The sequence below is a fragment of the Sediminibacterium sp. C3 genome (genome assembly GCF_000508085.1).
Lineage (GTDB): Bacteria > Bacteroidota > Bacteroidia > Chitinophagales > Chitinophagaceae > Sediminibacterium.
This window is the reverse complement of the sequence record NZ_KI669560.1, coordinates 596,826-615,385: the sequence shown is the minus strand read 5'-3', so window position 1 is coordinate 615,385 and position 18,560 is coordinate 596,826. Positions and strand designations below refer to the sequence as shown.

General features: G+C 38.9%; 15 protein-coding genes. All 15 read right to left on the bottom strand.

Going from position 1 to position 18,560, the window contains the following annotated elements; translation table 11 throughout:
• Window positions 1-17 precede the first annotated feature (17 nt).
• The gene (locus F777_RS0102810; RefSeq protein ID WP_026750716.1) at window positions 18-1,175 is read right to left on the bottom strand and encodes an esterase-like activity of phytase family protein; all 1,158 of its coding nucleotides are present in this window, start codon (window positions 1,173-1,175) and stop codon (window positions 18-20) included.
• A gap of 10 nt (window positions 1,176-1,185) precedes the next feature.
• Window positions 1,186-1,800: a response regulator transcription factor gene (locus F777_RS0102805; RefSeq protein ID WP_026750715.1), complete on the bottom strand. Its 615-nt coding sequence runs from the start codon at window positions 1,798-1,800 to the stop codon at window positions 1,186-1,188.
• On the bottom strand, window positions 1,790-3,646 hold the full coding sequence (locus F777_RS0102800) for a sensor histidine kinase (RefSeq protein ID WP_026750714.1): 1,857 nt from the start codon (window positions 3,644-3,646) through the stop codon (window positions 1,790-1,792). Before F777_RS0102800 ends, F777_RS0102805 begins: the two co-directional genes overlap by 11 nt.
• 6 nt (window positions 3,647-3,652) lie before the next feature.
• Entirely contained in the window at window positions 3,653-5,308 is a 1,656-nt protein-coding gene (locus F777_RS0102795; RefSeq protein ID WP_026750713.1) for an amidase, read from the bottom strand.
• Between the two features lie 37 nt (window positions 5,309-5,345).
• Window positions 5,346-6,263 (bottom strand): 1-acyl-sn-glycerol-3-phosphate acyltransferase, encoded by a 918-nt coding sequence (locus tag F777_RS17140; protein ID WP_051408383.1) that lies wholly within the window; start codon window positions 6,261-6,263, stop codon window positions 5,346-5,348.
• A 13-nt stretch (window positions 6,264-6,276) separates the two neighbouring features.
• A complete protein-coding gene (locus tag F777_RS0102785; RefSeq protein WP_037369067.1) occupies window positions 6,277-7,104 on the bottom strand; it encodes a hypothetical protein in 828 nt (275 codons plus the stop codon).
• Window positions 7,105-7,108: 4 nt separating this feature from the next.
• A complete protein-coding gene (locus F777_RS0102780; protein ID WP_026750711.1) occupies window positions 7,109-8,959 on the bottom strand; it encodes an acetylxylan esterase in 1,851 nt (616 codons plus the stop codon).
• A complete protein-coding gene (locus tag F777_RS0102775) occupies window positions 8,956-10,146 on the bottom strand; it encodes an acyltransferase family protein (protein WP_026750710.1) in 1,191 nt (396 codons plus the stop codon). Before F777_RS0102775 ends, F777_RS0102780 begins: the two co-directional genes overlap by 4 nt.
• Window positions 10,147-10,160: 14 nt before the next feature.
• On the bottom strand, window positions 10,161-10,985 hold the full coding sequence (locus tag F777_RS0102770) for a hypothetical protein (RefSeq protein WP_037369065.1): 825 nt from the start codon (window positions 10,983-10,985) through the stop codon (window positions 10,161-10,163).
• A gap of 17 nt (window positions 10,986-11,002) precedes the next feature.
• Window positions 11,003-12,334, bottom strand: coding sequence for an acetylxylan esterase (locus F777_RS0102765; protein ID WP_026750708.1), 1,332 nt, complete (start codon window positions 12,332-12,334; stop codon window positions 11,003-11,005).
• 151 nt (window positions 12,335-12,485) lie between these two features.
• Complete coding sequence (gene recA, locus F777_RS0102760) at window positions 12,486-13,508, bottom strand: recombinase RecA (RefSeq protein ID WP_026750707.1); 1,023 nt, start codon at window positions 13,506-13,508, stop codon at window positions 12,486-12,488.
• Between the two features lie 184 nt (window positions 13,509-13,692).
• Window positions 13,693-15,585: a gamma-glutamyltransferase family protein gene (locus F777_RS0102755; RefSeq protein ID WP_026750706.1), complete on the bottom strand. Its 1,893-nt coding sequence runs from the start codon at window positions 15,583-15,585 to the stop codon at window positions 13,693-13,695.
• Between the two features lie 22 nt (window positions 15,586-15,607).
• Window positions 15,608-16,822, bottom strand: a complete 1,215-nt coding sequence (locus F777_RS0102750) for a dipeptidase (RefSeq protein ID WP_026750705.1) — start codon at window positions 16,820-16,822, stop codon at window positions 15,608-15,610.
• 90 nt (window positions 16,823-16,912) lie between these two features.
• On the bottom strand, window positions 16,913-17,050 hold the full coding sequence (locus F777_RS17970) for a hypothetical protein (RefSeq protein ID WP_161631474.1): 138 nt from the start codon (window positions 17,048-17,050) through the stop codon (window positions 16,913-16,915).
• Between the two features lie 189 nt (window positions 17,051-17,239).
• On the bottom strand, window positions 17,240-18,100 hold the full coding sequence (nadA, locus tag F777_RS15480) for a quinolinate synthase NadA (RefSeq protein WP_235785967.1): 861 nt from the start codon (window positions 18,098-18,100) through the stop codon (window positions 17,240-17,242).
• Window positions 18,101-18,560: the final 460 nt, after the last annotated feature.

Sequence of the window (18,560 nt, the reverse complement as noted above, 5' to 3'; positions counted from 1 at the left end):
GAGTGCTTACTCATTGTTTATTTGTCTTTTTTCTCAGTAATCAGTTCAAGTAACATGAACTGGGTTTGCTGCAAAGGACTGAAATTATTGTCGGATACCATAATCACAGACCTGTTGCCATTTGGAAGTACAGGACCCAGGGTAATGCCTTCAATATTATCAGTATAAATTCTCAATTGATCCATATTCACCAATAAGGTTTTTTTCATGGGCTGGTATGCCGCTCTGTTTGTTAAAGATCCTATGGAAGACACATCTGATGCATCGTTATAATCAGCTAAAAATATCCGGATGGTACAGGGAACTCTTCCTGTAGAATAAGATCTTTCCAGCACCAGCAGTTGGTTGTTTCCAATGTATAAAAACTCTGGTACCCCGTTAACATAATAGGCATTTGCCGGATTGGGCAAGTGGGCAACGGGATCCAGCTCATAAGCAAACTGTCTGATCGCCTTTTTCTTTTTTGTATCGAATTCAAAAAAACGAATCATTGCCTGATTTCTCTCAGGTGCTGCCCTTGGTCCGTCTTCATGTAGCGGTTCCTCTACACAGGTCAACAGGTGTCTGTAATCATGAGTAAAACTCATTCCTTCCAATACTCCATTTTGTCTGGGTCCTTTTTCCAGCGCTGACATCATTAAATTTTCAGGCATTCTGAAACTATCCTTCCACATACCAGCCTTATTAATCAAGTGGATGGCCGGGTTATTCAAAATGGTGTCTTTTTCCCTGAACAATCTTTCCCCTTCACTCGACCAAACCAGGTTACGGCAAGATGGAATATAACGCATGCTTTCAGGATCAGGAACCCTGAATGGGTTTTCCTTATTGCCCGGATAGGTCTTCCCTTGCTGATCCAGTAAGAAATACCTGTTGGTAAAAAATACAGAATCAATTTTTTTCTCTCCAATTTTGATTTTTGCAGCATAATACCTTGCCGGATTTATTGAAGACCGGTCATCGCAAACCAAAAAATAGGAGTCCGTTTTTTCATCATAGTCTATAGAAGACAATCCACCAACAGTGGTTTCCTTGTACTGTAAATTGAAGGGAAGGGTATAAGTATGTAAATACTTTAGTTCCTTTATTGTTTCTGTGGGTTGAACCGTCAGTTGTTTATAGGTGGTACAGGATGTAATAGCTGCAGTGGCTAATACAAGAATTGTCTTTCTCATTAAGGGGGTTTTACCATTTATTTATACGGGCATATTGAACCATCATGGCCGTATTTTTTAAATTTAATTTGCGCAAGATATTTCTTCTATGCGTATTTATGGTCAAAACACTCAAATTAATGGCATCAGCAATCTCCTGACTGGTTAAACCCTTGCTGATGAGTGATACAATTTCCTTCTCTCTTTTGCTTAACCCCCCCTCAGCTTCTTTCATCAAAGCAGTGGCATCATTCCCCCACATAAAACAGGACTGATTCGCAAGAACCGTCTCAATGGCCTCAATTAATTCATCAGATGAAAGATTCTTGATAATATATCCCTTTACTCCCAGGGCCTGGCACTCTAACATGATTTCATGATCATTCTCCATGCTCAGTAGAATGATGCTGGCATCCGGATACTGAGTCAGAATTTTTTCTGCCACCTGATAGCCGGTGCCATCCGGAAAATGATAATCCAGTAAATAGATATCGGGCCTTCTGTCAATATATAATTGAACGGCATCCCTGATATTGAATGCTTCGCCCACCCAGTTAATCCAATCCAGTTCTTTTAAAACACTGCGGATTCCCTCAGCAAAAATTTTATGATCGTCTGCAATGGCAATTTTGGTTCTATTGAGCATGAGAGGGGTTTTTCAGTCCGGATATTTCTATTACAATACTAGTACCATTTGAGTTGGAATCAATAGAAATTTTTCCACCTAAATACGCCACCCGATATCGAATATTTTTTAATCCAATTCCGGTGGTGGTGTTAGAAGAAAATCCTATTCCATTGTCTTCCACCAATAAGGTTATGGTCTCATTGTTTTTTTCTTCCCATATGGAAATAAAAACTTCTGTTGCCTGTGCATGTTTCTTAACATTATAAATTAACTCCGAAACAATTCTATATAGTCCGGCTTCTATGGGCAATGGATAACGTTTACTTATACTGCAATCCAGGTGGGTAGTAAACTGATTGGCGGCATTCCAGCGAGCAACTGTTTTTTCCAAAATATATACCAGCCCTTTTTCGGGCAAGCTTACAGGCATTAAATCGTGTGCTATATTTCTCAAATCCTCAATTGATTCTGATAATTGAGCGTCCAGCCATTCCTGATTTACCGGATCATTTTTTAATTTATTGAATGCACCAATTCGTATGCTTCCCAATAATCCACCCAATCCATCGTGCAGTTCTCTGGCCAATCTAGATCTTTCTTCTTCCTGTGCCTGAATCATTCTGTCTGCCTGTTGATTTCTCTCATTAACCAGCTCCTGCTCTGCTAGTTCTCTTTCCTGTTTATAGTAATTATATCGCTGGCTAAGTCCAAAGGAAAGAATGGTACTGTTAGCAAGTATACCAATTGCTGATCCATATCGATTAATAAAAAACACCCAGTCTCCTTCCAAGTTATACTGAGATAAAATAATTAGAATTCCAAAAACCGATTGTGCAAGAAAAGCAAACAGAAAAAACAAAGCAATTGCTTTCATTTTTTTATAACTCTTAGCAATAAAAAATATAACAGTGAGCATTGAAATAAACCAGAGTATATTGGCAAAACTCAAGGTCAATTTTCGAATGAGTTGGTCTGCTATTGTAATATTGCCAAAAACAAACACAAGCAAAAGAACAATTAATAGTGTCTGTAAAACCCTCGTGAATCCTTTATAAAGGGGCTTTTTTTCATCAGGAGTAAAATAGCGGCTGGCCAATTCCAGTATCAATAAAAAAGAAGTAGTACTAAACACCGGTCTTGCTTTACTGGCCCACTGAGGTGCATTGGGCCATATGAATTGAAAACCCAGTCCCCAGTTTGCTATCACCCACAACGCCGATGAGCCAATAAACAATATATAAAATACATGGATATTGTCTTTTAATGAGGTCCATAAAAAAATATTCAGTAATGCCAGAAAAATCATCCAGCCTAAAAAAATGCCATATACCAGTTTTTGATTGGAGAGATAACCAATCATTTCTTTCTGAGTAATCATTCTAACTGGAACTTCTACAGACTCCCCGCTTTTATCAATCTCAATCATCAATCCCTCGGTATTAAATGGAATAGGAAACCAATAATCAGGATCATCCAGAAATCTCTTTTTAAATGGAAAATAATCACCCGACTCATAGGCAAGAACGGGTTGATTGTTTCTTAGGGTATAAATTCTTATTTCATTGATATGTGGATTTGCCACTTGAAGAAAATATCCCGGTGTAGCAGGAGTCTCTGTAAAAATCCACCACTTGTAAGCGGAAAATCCGGGATTAAAAAATCCATTCTCTACTATTCTCTTACTGTTCTGAAATTGAAGGGCGGCCTGATAGGGTGTTAGTTTGCCTTTATCCTCCAGTACTTTCATACTGACTGTCTCAAAACTTTTGCCTGAATACGTTATTGAATAAAGAGAAAGAATGAAGCCCGCAAAAAGCAAAAAACTAACAATGATAGCAAGTGGTTTGTTATTGAATTTAAACATTGACTGCTATTTGAGAAAGTTTGGTGGGAAAATGGTTTCCCAATCGGTTAAGGATTGATAATAATTGGCCGCTAATAATATAGAAGCTTCGTCAAATAGGTTTCCTATAAAACTAATGCTGGTTGGAAGTCCGGTTCTTTTATCAAAACCTGTGGGGGTACACACAACCGGTTGCCCCGTTAAGTTGGTAATAGCCGACTGATTTCCACTTCCTCTTGTGGGACAAATTAATACATCAATATCCTTCAGGGCTGCATGAATTTTTTGCTGCAGCTGATAGCGAATTCGGTTGGCATTTACATATTCTACTGCCGGAACCAATCTGGAGACCCTGAAACTATTAGGCCAGTCAAAAGGACCCTGTCTGGTTAATTCATCATCAATATTGTAACGGGTTAATTCATCAAAAGCTGCTGCAGACTCTGCGCTGATGATAACATCCATAATATTTGCTTTATATACTGCTGTATCCGGAAACTCAACTGGAATCAAATCAATACCCTGCTCTTTAAAAGTGTTCAATACCTTCCATTCGGCTCTGGAAGTATCTCTGATTAAGTCAAAATAGTTTTTTGCATATCCAATCCTGAGTTTTTTAATCTCTCCATCTGGCTGATAGTTGAAGGGGACATCTATCGCTGATCTGTCTAAACCATCTGTGCCTTGTATATAACTAAATACAATGGCAGCGTCTTCTGCGGATCTGCAGATAGGGCCAATTTTATCTAGGCTCCAGCTTAATGCCATTGCACCCGTTCTGCTGATTCTTCCAAAAGTTGGTCTTAGACCTGTTGCGCCACAGGTTGAAGAAGGAGAAATAATTGAACCCCAGGTTTCTGTTCCAATGGCAAAGGGAACCAATCCGGCTACCGTTGCAGAAGCAGAACCTGCAGAGGAACCGGAAGAACCTGTTTTTAAATTCCAGGGGTTTCTGGTTCTACCACCAAACCAATAATCTCCCATGGCCAGTGAGCCAAGCGTAAACTTGGCAACCAATACAGCACCCGCTTCTGAAAGCCGTTTATACACATAAGCATCTTCGTCTATAACCTGATCTTTATAGGGTGCTGCGCCCCAGGTGGTTTTTGTTCCCTTCACCGAAAACAAGTCTTTTAAGCCATAAGGTATGCCATGCAATAAGCCCCTGTATTTTCCGGCAGCAATTTCATCATCTGCTTTTTTTGCCTGCGCCATGGCAAGTTCTTCGGTAATGGATATAACACATTGTAAGCTGTCTCCGTATTGGCGAATGCGATTGATAAAGAAACGTGTTAGTTCTACGGAGCTAATTTTTTTTGATTTAAGAAGTGCGGCCAAATCGGATACACTATAAAACGCCAGTTCTGACAGCTGTTGCGGAAGTGCTACTCCTTTATTTAACTTCCATTTTATTGGTTTTTGTTTGGTGGGCAGTTCCAGTCCGGGCACAATGGGATTTTGCCAGAGACTCATGGGAACGCTGTTGAGAATACTGGCTTTGTGCATATCAGCATAGACTTTTACATTGTCTTTGATACCCACATACATGGTATCAATTTCTTTTTCGTTGAATTGCAAATGAAAAAGTTTTGCTGCAGATGCAATGTCTTTTTTTGAAATGGTATCCTGTGCGCTTGTCTTTATAACGAATAGCAGACTTAGCAGAAGTAATTTGTTTCTCATGGTTCCTACAAATTAGCAATATTATTGAGCTGAACCATTATTCGTTTGGATTTTTCACCAAAACAATGCACCTGGCCATAATCAATAACATCAATAATGGCAGAAAGCTCAGCCACCCAAAAAAGTAAATAACCCATATACCAATAATCACCATTAGCAGTGGGTAAAAAAGAAATAAAGAAGCAAATAAAACAGAATCATGGAATACCGTGTTGCGGGTTTTCCTTACTATTCGGGCATTCAGCCAATGGAAAATCCCGCGATGTAATACGTAACCAATCTGTCCAAAAAATTTCACAATATTGTCTTGAGTTGGCTTTTCATTTTGGGGCAATTTTATTAAGGGATTCATCGCCTGTTGTATACAATCATTAAAATGGCGCATATTTTTTGCCCTGTCATTAAATGGGAATAAGCTTTCTACCGGTAATGGTTCTCCTGGAATAATTTGTACAGTTGACCCCCAGGTATTAAATCGATTATAGGCAATGCCCAGCGGGAGAATCTGTAACGGTTTTTTTCCTTTGTAATCAAGCGCAATTCTGGCTGCTCCTTTTTTAAACGGCTGTAGCTGATTGGTTAACAAACAAATTCCTTCTATAAATATGAGTACAATACCCTCGTTTTGCAACACTTTCTGAGAAGCTTTAAATGCATATTCATTCAGGTAAAGGTTTTCCTTTCCCTCACTTAATCTGTAAATGGGAATCATATTGAGCAGGCTTAATAAAAACCGGTGTACGGGTTTTTTAAAAGCATCTCCTCTTGCCAGAAAATGAATAGGCTTTTTAAAATATGCCCCAATTAAAATGGCATCTAAAAAAGAATTGGGGTGATTGGCAGTAATTAATACCGGACCTTTTATAGCATATACAGTTGAATAGCTTACATGGATTTTTCTGAAGAAAAAATAGAGGGCAATTCGTATAAAGGGCTTAATAATCCTGTATAACAAAGAATAAAATTTTCTACGGTAATCTTACGGTAACAAAGAAATTAACACCCAAACCCAATCCTGCATTACGGCCCAACAATGTGTAATATGCCTGAATAGTTGGTGTAATGGATCGGTTTATTTTTCTTCCAACACTTACATTCATAGTGGCAGCGTTGAAGTTTTTATTTAATTGCAGATTGGGGTTAAATGCAGTATTCACACTTTGAGATACAAGATGCGCAATGGATGCAGTTACTGATGTGTGTTTATTGTACATTTTCCCGATTGTTAAGGATCCTCTGTACTGGTTAGGGCCATCCTGTGAATCTAAAAAGCGGGTATACATAAATTCAAGAATGGCATATCCGTTTTTATAGGGTGTAAAAGAGTAGTTAGCACCCATCATCACTGCTTTAGAGGCAAATCCCAGATAGGGGGTTTGATTATTCTGATAAGCGGGTACACCCACTGCCGCTTTTAAAGTGAAATAGCGTTTATAATCCACAGATGGAAAATGAAAAGACAAGCCAAGATTAATATCTGTTATACCAGATCTGGTTTCAGAATTATTACCATTAACCAGGGTTTGTTTTGCAAAAGGTAAAGTAGCCGTTAAATCAATTCTTCTGCCAAGGCCATGCATTACATTTAAACTATAAAAAGTAGACTGAAAATAATCTCCGGGAAAATTGTTCGTCAACTTTCCGTTTGCATCAAAAAACTTGTCTGAATAAAAATAATTAAAGGTACCAGTGATGGCTGTTCTACGCTTACCTATAGGATAGTCGGCCCTGGCCTCACCAACGGAAAGCGCCATTACCGTAAAAAGAAAAATGATATATGATTTAGACAATTGCATGTATTTATCTTTTCCGTCTTTTTACTGCTTGTTCGGCAAACCAGATTCCGATAAATGAGTTATGATACACCGGAATTTCGTGACCCAGATCCGGGAATATGTATAATTCACTGGCGGCTCTTGCATCCATTCTTAATTTATTATACGCCGCAATGGCACTGCTTGGAGAAATAAAATCATCCTGCAAACCAACAGCATACAAAACAGGACATTGCACTTTGGGCATAAAATTCTGCAGGTCGAAATAATTAAAGGTCTCGAGCATTTGTTCTTCGGTAAAATCCGGATTGTCTTTCAGGTATCTCACAATTGCATCAGAAGGGAAGGTCAATACTCGTTTACTTTTTCCAACAGCAAAACTGTTTTTCCAATCAGCAAAAACCGGGTTGCTGGCAATTACGGCGTTAATCTTGTCTGGCACCAATGCAGCAGTTACCAGACCCATGGTTGCCCCCTGACTACCACCAAATGCTAAAACCCGGCTTAAATCCATGCCCATATGTTCATGCGAATACACAAAGTCAACGGCCCTGATACAATCCATGTAAATGCCCTTATATACATACGCATTCTTATCTTCTGCGTTTATCATTATCTGCTCTTTATCGTCGGGATTAAATTCCTTCTGATATTTTTTATCAATGCCTCTTACGTTAACAGCAAATGAAATAAACTCATCAAACAATAAGGGAAACACTTCTTTTTTATATCCGCCGTATCCAATGATAACCGGGTATTTTCCTTTTAATTTAGGAATAGATAAGAATCCATAAAAAGGAAACTCATCCAGCCCTACCATATCTACACGATAAACATCATGGTATTTGGTGCTATGCTCTTCGCTACGGGTTATTTTGTATTGAGGATCTACTTTTGCCAAATCGCTCATGGCTGTTTGCCAGAACTCATCAAAATCCGGTGGCAAATAATACGGTCTGTTAATTCTTCCTATTTCATAGCCAAAAGCATACTGCGCCGTGTCGTCGTAAGTTGATGTATTGGTGGCTGCTCTTAAATTATAGATGCCCTCCTTTTCAGGTTTCGGTATTTCTATCTGAAAGCTTCGCTGACCCTTGGGTGCAATTTTTAGTTTTACCTGTGTTTTACTAACCACCTGACCCATTTCTGTTTCAACGATGGCAGTGAATGTTCCTTCCTGTTTTACTTTATACTTATTGGCGATGGAAACAGAATACTTAATTTTTTCTCCGGAATAGAAAACACCATCTTTTTTGTAGGGCTTTAGCTTAATGATCATTTCGCCCTCTTCATAGGCTTCCTCCTCTGGCGGCGGCGCTTCTCCAACCTGATCTGCACCCAGGCTTTGTCTGCCGGGATCGCCAGATAAATTATCTGCAGACCAGTTAACAGGGGGTGTATTAACAATGGGTTCCTGTTGGGTAGACGGTTTTCTGTCTTTAGATTTTCTGGGAGGGCCTATATAAGCAAAGCTGCCATCATAATTGCTATTGAAATTGGTTAGTTCAATGGCCATTTTAATGGTATAGTTTCCTTCTTTTTCAATGGGTACATCAAAATTGGCTGTAAGCGTTTTTTTAGCATTGACTTTTACATCCAGACTGTTTTGCAATATTTCCTGATTGGCATTATCATAAACCGTATAAATCAAAGTTCCTTCCTGTGCATCTTTGAGATTGTTAATGAATTGAATTTTATACTTAACCGGAAACTTACGGTTGAACCTTGCTTTTTTATTGTAGGGTAAAATATTTACAATAACCGGGTCTTTGATTTTGCTTTTCTGGGCAAAGCCATTATCTGCAAAACAAATGATTCCCGATATCAAGAAAATCAATGGTAGTGCTGAGATTCGGTATTGGAACTTAAATATCATCTTGCGGTTTTCTTTTCTAAGAAATTCGACTTTCTGATGTATAAATTAATAGGCTCTTCTATAAACTTATATAAAATAATCGAAATAATTGTAAGGATAAAGAGGTGAGAAAACAAGACCAGTGCGGTATAATTAAGGTGTTCAGACAACCACCAGTATTCATTTTTATCTAACCAGGCATAAAAAGAATCAGCAGTATTGTGTAACCAGTTGGATGTAAGATTCGAGATAAAGCCCAAATGGATTAAATAAAGGATATAAGAACTTTTGCCAACCAATTCACCAATTTTGCTACCCAATATTTTTTTAGGGATTGAATTCTCTTTAATTAATCCATAAAAGAACATACAAATGAAAACAGGTAGTATTACATTATTGGTAAAAATACCAATTGGTTGGTATAGCGCAAAAGGCACTTCAGCGCTGATTGGCTGATTAATCATTATTAAGTTGGTGCAGCCAATTCCGATAATACCCAGCCAGGTGAACAAGGAAAAATTACTTACCGTGTCGTCTGCCTTTCTAATAATCATGGCAAGTACCATACCCGAAAAGAACTCAACTGTTCTTCCTAAAAAAGTAGAGATAAATAAAAACTTAAATGAACCAAAGAATCCATAAAAATCTACATTTCTAAAAATCAGCACCAACAAAACTCCGAGACCGGTAACTACTAATGGAGCCACCAGAAAATAAATTCTGCTTCTTTTAATTAGCAAAAAGAAAATAGGTGCGGAAAAATAAAAACACTCTTCTACGGTTAATGACCAACCTTGTGCAATCCCCGTAAATTTCATGTCATCAAAAAATCCACGCAGAAAAGTTATGTTCATGATAAACAAAGTGGCCGGACTGTTCTTTCCGTTGTAAATACTGTTATCATTGGCTATCCAGGCATATAAAAAAACGGCAATTGTTAAAATCAGATAGATGGGATATACCCTTGCAATTCTGTTTTTTAAATATTTCCGCATCCAGCTACCGGATAATTCTACGGTATCATAATAGCGCAAACAAATTAAAAATCCACTCAAAACAAAGAACATGGAGAGGGGGAAATGAAATTCATTCAAGACCCTGAACAATAACGGTGGAAAATCCTGCTGATTAAAATGATGAAAAAATATCAAAATAGAAGCAAGGCCTCTAACCCCTGTTAAGGATGGGATATATGTTTTTGCCGTCATTAATTATAGATTTTTTATAGTTCTGCCACCAATGATATAGCACCTCCGCCACCCTTACCCGTATTCCTTCCGCTTACATCTGTAAACAATGTGAAGAAAATTTGATGATTTTGGCTGATTCTTCTACCATATCCTGCGGTTAATCTAAAATAATTAAACTGTCGGTTTAAGAACAAATTGTTCGGATTGAACAGGGTTTGTGTACTGGTAGATTTGGTACCGGCCAGCTGGAAGGTCAGCTTATTGTCTTCGTCAAGCGGAATACCCAGTAAAGCATCTCCGAATACCTGTGTTGGGCCCTCCGGGCTAAAATATTGTCTTACCCCTAAATTAATATCAAAATACGTATTGGAATAGCGTTCTCCATTAGAACCTGAATAAGTGAATTTTATTTCACCACCCACTTGCTGAAAACCAGTAAAAGGGGTTTTATTTACATCATTGGTATACAACGGAACAATCAAAGAGCCGGTAACCGTTAAAAATTTGGAGTAATCAAATGTGTTCAGCAAATAGGATAGGCCAAAACTGGCATCGCCGAGGCTCGAATTGGTTTGACTTGATCCGGTTTCAAGTTTTCGCTGCATCACGTAAGAGATGTTCCCGACAAAATCGAGTTTTTCACCAATGCCAATACCGCCGTACAAACCAAAATAATGCGATGCGAATCTTCCATTATTGGAATAAGCAAAATAATTTCCGTTTGCATCCCAATATCCTTTTGCCATATATAAGTTGTAGGAGGGAACTATCAGGTATTTACCCCTTCCAATAGGGAAACCTGCTTTTGCTGCATTAACCAACAAAACAACTACAATAAGTGCTACAATTTTTTTCATCATTACATTTTTGAAACTCAGAGAATTTTCTTCATCCAGAAACTTTCATAACGATAATACACTTCATCCATTCCGTTTTCGTCCAAACTCATGTATATATTTCTGTTATCAATCCGGATCTGGTTATATAAGGCAATGGCCGCCTGGGGCGGACAAAGCGTATTCTTTTGATTGTGGCCAAAGAGTACCCTGCATCTGATATTGGGAGCAAAATTGACGGGGTCAAAAAAATCCCATATACGAAACAGCCCTTCCTGGTTTAACCGGTTTCTTGGATTTTTTAAATAGGTCTGAAAGTTGGCTACTGGCCAGGGCGTCACTTTTTGCGAACCAGCCATAAAGAACAGGGTTCTCATATCTGTGTACACAGGCCTTTCAATGATACATCCCTGAGGACGGTTGTCTAAAGAGGCTACAACCGTTGCCAACACTGCGCCTTGTCCTTCTCCTTTTACTATCACTTTTTTAAGGTCAAATTTTAGGTACTCGTGACGGTATATAAAATCTAAGCCTCGAAGTGCATCCATATAAACTGCGCGATAGATATATTTATTGCGGTCGTTTAGATTTATGATATTAAATGTATTGTAATCGGCGTTTGTATTGTCCTTACTATTTCCGTGTCCACGAACATTTAATCTGAATACGGCCATATCGGTTCTAAGTGAATCAGGACGTAAATCCTGCAGATATCCGGGCAGCTCGTAAATCACAGAAAATTTTCCTTTTCGCTTGGGTACAGACAACCACCCTCGTATGGTTTGGAATTCCAGCGATTGAAATTCAACCAGAAATACATCAACGTCACGAGTGCTCTGATCTCCTCTTCGGGTAACCCTAAACTTCGGATCAATATTCACCAGCTCTCTTCTGGCATCGTCCCAGAACTGATCAAAATCTGCAGGCCGGTTTACGTTGGCATATATTTTTTCAGGATCCACACCATAACCAAATAATAAAGTGTCTACATAGTTATTGGCTGAAACCATTAACTGGAGCTGATAGAAGCCCGGTTTGGTTCGATCGTTTTCGAGATACAGGTCTTTCATATATCCCTTTCGGGCATCCATGGTAAAACCCATTTCCTGATTGAACACTTCTTCGCCCTTATAATTCATTACTTTGGCTTTGATGGTGCCCCTGATTTTTTCTTTGGTATTGTTTCTAAATCGAAGATTGTAGCCAATTTTATCATCGTCTCTGAAAATGGCTTCTTTTTTAAATGGGCGGATATCAAAACCGATTCCCTTTTGTGCATAGGCAAACCCGCCGAATAGCAAACCCAGTAAGAATAGGGATTGCATGATGCGGCCGCGAAGGATCAATTGTCCGGGTACCTTTGCGTTCATATGCACGAATAGTTAAACAGTGCCAAAAATGGCCACTAAGTGTTTGTTAAACGAGCAAATAGGGTGAATTATTATTCAATAAACATTATTTAATACAAAAGCCCCGGCTATTGCTAGCCAGGGCCATTTACTAACCCATCAAAAAACGTCATTATTCTTCAGCAGCCTGAGCAGGTGCTTCTGTAACTGTAATTAATTTGGCTCTAATTTTTGCTTCAATTTCATTGGATAATTCCGGATTATCGAGCAATAAAGCTTTCACGGCTTCTCTTCCCTGACCTAGCTTGTTGCTTTCGTAACTAAACCAGGAACCGCTTTTCTGTACGATGCCCATTTCAACACCCATATCAATGATTTCACCCACTTTGCTGATTCCTTCTCCGAATACCAGATCAAATTCTGCTGCGCGAAAAGGAGGAGCAACTTTATTCTTTACTACTTTTACCTTAACGCGGTTACCAACAGCCGCATCCCCATCTTTAATCTGAGTCATTCTTCTAATGTCCAAACGAACGGAAGCATAGAATTTCAAAGCGTTACCACCAGTTGTTGTTTCGGGATTACCGAACATTACACCAATTTTTTCACGAAGCTGGTTAATGAAAATACAAATGGTATTGGTCTTATTAATGGTGGCTGTTAATTTTCTTAAAGCCTGACTCATCAGTCTTGCCTGCAATCCCATTTTGCTGTCTCCCATTTCGCCTTCCAGTTCTCCTTTAGGAACCAATGCAGCAACAGAGTCAATCACTACCACATCCAATGCACCGGAAAGAATTAAACGGTCGGCAATTTCAAGGGCCTGTTCCCCATAATCGGGTTGTGAAATCAAGAGATTGTCTACATCAACTCCTAATTTTTGTGCATAAGCACTATCAAATGCATGTTCCGCATCAATGATGGCACACATGCCTCCTTTCTTTTGAGCTTCGGCAATCACATGAATGGCAACCGTGGTTTTACCAGAAGATTCCGGTCCGTATATTTCTACAATTCTACCTTTTGGTAATCCGCCCACACCCAATGCAGCATCCAGTCCCAGCGATCCTGTTGAAACTACTTCCATAGGAGCAGCGCTTTTTTCATTCATCATCATTACGCTACCTTTTCCAAAATCTTTGTCAATCTTGTCGATGGTAAGCTTGAGGGCTTTTAATTTTTCTGCATTGCTCATAATATTTGTTTTATCGTGTCTTTAATGGATGAGAAAGTAAAACTACTCAATCCTATTGATTTAAACTAATTTTTTTAGTATTTTTTTGCTAATCGGTTTAGTTTTCCCGTTCAGGTACCAAATATAATACGCCACCCTGTATTTGGGCAGCGTATTTATTCAGGTCTTTTGAATTTTTTAACCCCTACCAGCCAATTCCATAATCTTCCCCATTATTAGAGGATCCACCCCATAAACTTTTGTGCTTGCGGTCAATGAAAATAGCATTGATGGGGCCACTGGTTCTTTGTCCAAAACTCAGCTTGTAGCCCATTTTTTTCAATGCTTCCCTGGTTGGTTCGGGAGTTCTGGCAGAAAGCAGCAGGTCTCCGGCTCTGGGCATTCGGTCTTTAATTTTAGTACCCCCCAGAGATAACCAGAGTTGATTGGTATTGATATTTTCTGCTTCCGATGCCTGTTGTACGGTCATGTTGAATTCAACCATATTCAGGAAAAACTGCAGGAGATTCTGATCCTGGGTATCACCTCCCTGTACGGCAAAAGACAAATAGGGTTTACCGTCTTTTAATGCCATAGAAGGAGTTAAGGTTACACGGGGTCTTTTTCCGGGAGCAACCACATTAAAAGGATTAATGGTTTCGTCGAGCACAAAACTCTGCATACGCTGGCTCATACCAATACCGGTATTTCCCGCAATGGTAGCCGGTAACCATCCCCCGCTAGGGGTAATAGAAACTACCCAACCATCTTTGTCTGCCGCTTCCACCGAAGTAGTACCTCTCCATAAGCGATCCATATATTCCTCCACTTCAGCTTTGGCTGTAACGGAACTATCATGTGCAGGTACAAAATTTCTTTTGCCGGTGCTGTCAATGGTAAAATTCCATTGTTTTATTTGTTCCTTATAGGGATTGGTTCTTCCTTCAAAAGGATAGGGGTCACCCGGGGCAACCAGGGCATTGTTTTTTTCCGGGTTGATTAAAGCTGCCCTTTGTTTTGCATAGTCTTTACTTAATAAGCCGCTCATGGGCTGAGGGGTAGGGGCAAAAGTAGGGTCGCCGTAATAAAAATCACGGTCTGCAAAAGCCAGACTCATCGACTGATAAACAGTGTTTATGTATTGAGGAGAATTGTAACCCATTTTTTTCAGGTCGAAATTTTCCAGAATATTCAGGGCCTGCAACATAGAGGGACCCTGTGTCCACTGGGTTAATTTGTACACATCAATGCCTTTGTAATTGACCATTGCAGGTGTTTCTTCTTTCACTTTCCAATTCGCCAAGTCTTGTTTAGTAATTAATCCGCCTTGTTCCTGAGCACCTCTTACAAACTCATCAGCAATATCTCCTTTATAAAAACGATCATATGCCGCTTGCAAAGCCTGCTTTCTGGTTTTTTTATTTTTCAATGCCGTTTGTTCTGCTTCAACTAGTTTTGTGAGGGTATTCAACAGATCCTGCTGCACAAAAATTTCACCAGCTTCCGGGGCTTCTCTTTTTTCGCCCAGATGAGGCAACAATACTTTTTTGCTATACGGCCATTGTTTAATGCGGTCTTTTCCTCTTTCGATGCTATTGGCGGTCTGCGCATCAATCGGATATCCGGCAGCCAGTTGCATGGCAGGAGCCAATACCTGTTTCAAACTCATCGTGCCATATTCAGACAACATATGAATGAGTCCTCCTACAGTACCGGGCGTTACTGCTGCCAGCGGACCATATTCAGGAGGGAACTGATATCCCTTTGACTTAAAAAATTCCGGGGTTGCTCCGGTGGGCGCCACACCCAAAGCATTAATGCCAATTACTTTTCCTGTTTTTGGATTGTAGATGATGGCCTGTGTTTCACCTCCCCAGCTCAATACGTCCCACATCGTACAGGTTGCCGCCAACATAGCACAGGCTGCGTCTACCGCATTACCCCCTTGTTGAAATACAATGGATCCTGCAGTTGCCGCCAGTGGTTTTCCAGTTATGGCCATCCAGTTTTTTCCGTGAAGCGGGGGTTTTTGTGTTGCCTGTGCCATCAACATTGTTCCCGCAAAAAGCAAACTGACACTCAGAAAAATTTTCCTCATAAAACAGTTGTTTGGATAATTATTAATTGTGCTGGGCTTTCATTACTCTCAATAAGTTTCCGCCCATTATTTTGTAAACGTCTTTTTTTGAATAGCCTCTTTGCAGTAAGGCTTTTGTAATTAAAGGATAGTTGGTTACATCGGTCAACTCTTTAGGGCTGGCACTGATGCCGTCAAAATCAGATCCCATGCCTACATGGTCCACTCCTATTCTGTTAACTATATAGTCCAAGTGTGCCAATAACATTTCCATTGGAGGTTGTATGGCAATGGATTCTTCCTTATACATGTCTACAATCATCGACTGTGCATATTCTTTCTGCATGCCTGTTGCAACAAGGGAATCAATTTTTGCTTGTTTGTTCAGAAGAAATGCTTTCTCTCTTTTTTTAAAGGAACTGTCGATAAAGGCAGAATAAAAATTCAATTGAATAACACCACCGTTTTTTCCAACCGCATCAATCTGATCATCTTTTAAATTTCTAAAGACGGGGCACAGTGTATAGGCATTGCTATGCGAAACCAGTACCGGCTTGGTGGTTGTTTGAATGGCATCCCAGAATGTTTTTTCTCCTACATGACTCAGGTCAACCATCATACCCAGATCGTTCATTTTTTTAATTACTTCCTTGCCAAAAGCATTGAGACCTTTTTCACGCTTCTGCCCTAGGGCATTTGCATTGTCTTTGTTCAGATTTGCTAATGAAGATTCATCCATTGCAGAGCTAGCCCATTCTGTAGAATTGTTCCAGGTTAAGGTCATATAACGGACACCTCTATTGTATAAAGCTTCCAGTTTATTTAAATCCCCTTCAATCATATGTCCGCCCTCTACACCAAATAAAGCAGCCAGTTTATTTTTCTTTACTGCTTTTTTAATGTCAGCGAAGTCCTGAACAATTTGAATTTTTTCGGGATTGCGGGCAGCAACTGCATATAAAGTATCTATTTCTCTGTTGGCCCAGGCATAGGGTTGTTTTTTATCGCCATCACACCATACACTAAAAATCTGAACGTCCACACCCGCTTCTTTAAATCTTTGTAAGTCGGAATGGGTTTTACCGCGCAGGTCCTGATCTATCCGTAAATTCTTTTCAATAGAAGCGGTTAATAAATCATTGTGAGAATCGGCCATTATTGCGCGCTGATGTACTTTTTTATACCGTTTGCTGTCGGTATTATTTTGTGCTTTTGCAACAGAAGCAAAACAACAGAGTGCAAAAATCAGGTACTTCATTTTATGGCTTTGGCTAAAGCTAAAAAATTTGTACTGCAATCAATGGAATATTTCTTTGATTGGGTAAACAGCCGATTGATATTAAAAATTTTACTTAAATGGATTAGACCATTTTGTATTTGTAGCAATGCTGGCATAGGTTAAAGTGCGCATAAAAGCCACCAATGCTGTTTTTTCAGCTGCTGTTAATGCTATATTTCTAAGCGTATGAGTTTTAAATGCACCCAATCCTGCACCATTATCCGCATTGGTATTGATATCAAGGCCATTGTTTCTTCTGACTTATAACAGGATACTGAAAACAATAATAGGGTCAATATCCATGAGTAGGCTCTTTTCATATCTGGCATTTGCTGCTTTGATATGAATTATTTGTTTTCTTTTAATTTAAAAATAGAATAATATGTTAAATACAGCTTAACCACCAATTAGTCCGGCAGCTCTGCTGATATCCATCATGCGTTCCATAGGTTTTAATGCCTGTAGTCTCAATGATTCATCCATATGAATTTCAGGTAATTCATATTTCATACACAGATAAATTTTTTCCAGGGTATTTAATTTCATGTATGGACAATCATTACAGGCGCAGTTATTATTAGGTGGAGCAGGAATAAATGTTTTAGCAGGATTATTTATTTGCATTTGGTGCAGGATACCTGTTTCTGTAGCTACAATATATGCGTTATTAGAATCGCTTTGTGTATACTTTAATAATTGAGTGGTACTACCTATATAATCAGCTATATTTAAAATAGCTTCTTCACATTCAGGATGAGCAATCAGTTTTGCTTCGGGGTGTCTTATTTTTAATTTTACAATTTTCTCCAGACTAAAAATTTCATGTACAACACATGCGCCATTCCATAGCACCATATTGCGGCCTGTCTTCTTATTCAGGTATGCACCTAAATTTTTATCAGGTGCAAATATGATTGGTTGATCTGCAGGAATACTTTCAATTATTTTCTCGGCATTTCCACTGGTACAAATAATATCACTCAAGGCTTTTATTTCTGCCGTACAATTGATATAGGAAACAACCAGATGATCGGGATATTTTTCTTTGAAAGCCTTGAAAATAGTTGCGGGAGCGCTATCTGCTAAAGAACAACCAGCTTTTAAATCAGGTAAAAGTACCTTTTTGGTAGGATTTAAAATCTTTGCGGTCTCTGCCATGAAATGAACTCCGGCAAAAACAATCACATCAGCAGTAGTTTGTTTTGCCTGCTGGGCCAAACCCAGACTATCGCCAATATAATCTGCCACATCCTGTATATCGGTATCCTGGTAATAGTGGGCGAGTAAAACGGCATTTTTTTCTTTTTTAATTTTTCTATCTCTGCAAAGAGATCCAATTCAGGATCAATTTCCAAATCTAAAAATCCGTTTTCTGCTAATTTCTCTTTTGCAATGTGAATATTCAAAGTAATAATATTTAATAATTATTTATATAAAATCAACTACTACTATTAGTCATGTGTATATCGGGATAACTTAGTTACACACATAGTGCAAAGCTAAGCTTAGTTCGTTTATACACAGCAATTCACATTTTTATTCAGCATATTTAATTAGGATTAGAGTTAGTTTTTATTGTTTATTAACATCATGGTATAACTGAATTCACCAACCTGTTTTTGGGTTATTCACTTTTGATGCACTGTTAATTAACAGGTATAAATACGGGTAGTTTTGTTCAATACACCCCCGAGCTTCCGGATTTTTACCTATTTGT